This is a genomic window from Nostoc sp. FACHB-888 (genome assembly GCF_014696655.1).
Lineage (GTDB): Bacteria > Cyanobacteriota > Cyanobacteriia > Cyanobacteriales > Nostocaceae > Nostoc.
In genome coordinates, this window is record NZ_JACJQM010000389.1 from 1 (window position 1) to 2112 (window position 2112).

The following is a 2112-nucleotide window of genomic DNA, read 5'->3' on the forward strand; positions in this document are numbered from 1 at the left end:
CGACAAATACAAGTCCTGCGTTTACTGGCTCAGGGTTTAGTTTTTGAACAGATTGCCAAAGAAATGTTTCTCTCTGTTAGTACAGTCAAACATTATGCCAGTGATTTGTACAGTAAGTGGCACGTCAAGAACCGTTATGAGGCGATAAAAAGAGGGGCGATGCTCGGTTATATCGACTATAACTTGATTGTGAATGAATGATGTATTGGTGAGGAGAGCGAAAGGATTTAGTTAGGAATTGTTGGTATTTAAGCCTTCTCTATAGAAGCTCCAAAAAGTTTGTTAAAGCTTCTCTTAGCGACCCTAGAAAAGCTGAAAAAAGATTAGTCTGTATTGCCCATTTCTTCACTAATACGGCTGTTGGTGAATGATTCGCCAACCATCTGGGGAATTCTGGAGGTAGAAATAGAAAATCAAATTAAAACTTCTTCATTTATTTGAATGATTCATTAATTTTTGCAATCTCTGAATATTCTCTGGTATGACATTAAAAACTTTTGTGTCATTTCTGCTACTTGTAAGCGGTTGTTTCCCTATTCAAGTATGCTGTTGATTAGCGGTTAAAAGCAACTTTTTAACATATATCAATCATGAAACAAAATGCACTAGCACTCCCCAAAAGTTGGTCATCATCCATAATTGCAAAAGAATTGTCAGAAGAGGAAATGGAAATTTGAGGAGGTGTCACAAAAGAATAAAAAGCGTAGCTTGCTGCCAACTCTTGGAGACGCTCTGCGCGTTCGGCATCGCACTGGCGCATGATTTTTTTAAATATTTTTTAGTCTCGGTGTTTTTTTATGCTTTTTTTTATTCATTATCCATAAATATTAGTTATTGTTTCCCCGATTCCTTCAATTCCTTTGATAGCAAGCTTTGTGGCTTTTGCTGCCGTCGAACTAACGTTAAATTAACTTAACTCTGCACTGAACCATAGTTTGACAAGGAGTGATGGACATGGCATCTATTAACGGTACCCTTGGTAACGACATTCTAATTGGGACTCCAGAAACTGATTCCATTTTCGGCGATTTAGGTGATGACACTCTCATCGGTGGTGATGATGGTTTTGGTGCTTTCAGCGTTGGTGATCAGTTTGTCTTCAACAATGTAATTGATGTCCTCGTTTTTGATTCTGAATTTTCACGGGATGTGTACGTCTATAGTACTGATGGTTTTGACATCATTAAAGATGGGGGTAGTATTATCAGTATTGACCCTGTAAATCACGACCGTGAGCATGTAAATATAAATCGACGTTTTACTTCTGTCGTATCAGGCGATAGATTTAAGCCAGGAAAAACCGAATCCATCTACGGCACTACAGGTTCTGACACAATCCAAGGAACCTCGGCAGACGAGATTATTTATGGTTTGGAAGGCAACGATGTACTGTATGGCAACGATGGTTACGATATGCTGTATGGTGATTCGGGGAATGATAGCCTTTACGGTGGTGCAAATAGTGACAAACTGTACGGTGGTTTGGGCAATGATTATTTGAATAGCGGAGAAAACGGCGGTGGCAATATACTGTATGGCGAGGAAGGCGATGACATCCTTGATGGCGGTGAGGTGCTTGATACCCTAATTGGTGGTACTGGCAACGACACTTATATTACTTTTGTAATCGGGTCTGGGGACGATGTACTCAGCGATCTGTTTATCAATAGTAAGATTATAGAATACTTAAATGAAGGAACCGATACGGTTGAGTCTTCGTCAAGCTACAAATTAGGTGACAACCTAGAGAACTTGGTTCTCAGAGGTAGCGAGGATATTAATGGCATAGGCAACGCCCTGGACAATCAAATTGAGGGGAATGTCGGTAACAACTTTTTGATTGGCGGCGATGGTAATGATCACTTGCTTGGCTATGGGGACTACGACGTTTTGGTTGGTGAGGCTGGTAACGACACACTCGTTGGCGGTGCTGGTAACGACTTCTTAAATGGGGGTTCTGGTAACGACACACTCGTTGGCGGTGCTGGTAACAACACACTCACAGGCGATGCTGGTGCTGATACATTTGTCTTCAACTTCAGGTCTGAAGGCATTGACATCATCAAGGACTTCAGCTTCTGGCAGAGCGACAAAATTCAGATTTCCGCAATT

General features: G+C 41.0%; 3 protein-coding genes. 2 read left to right on the forward strand and 1 reads right to left on the reverse strand.

Annotated features, from left to right (window positions below; genetic code table 11):
• Positions 1 to 201, forward strand: a 201-nt coding sequence (locus H6G26_RS41210) for a LuxR C-terminal-related transcriptional regulator (protein WP_190737850.1), incomplete at its 5' end; no start/stop codon positions are given.
• A 373-nt stretch (positions 202 to 574) separates the two neighbouring features.
• Here H6G26_RS41210 and H6G26_RS41215 read toward each other — a convergent pair.
• Positions 575 to 760, reverse strand: coding sequence for a hypothetical protein (locus H6G26_RS41215; protein ID WP_190737852.1), 186 nt, complete (start codon positions 758 to 760; stop codon positions 575 to 577).
• A 194-nt stretch (positions 761 to 954) separates the two neighbouring features.
• On the opposite strand from H6G26_RS41215, the gene H6G26_RS41220 reads away from it, so the two are divergent.
• The coding region (locus H6G26_RS41220; RefSeq protein ID WP_199327303.1) for a calcium-binding protein at positions 955 to 2112 on the forward strand (1158 nt) is incomplete at its 3' end.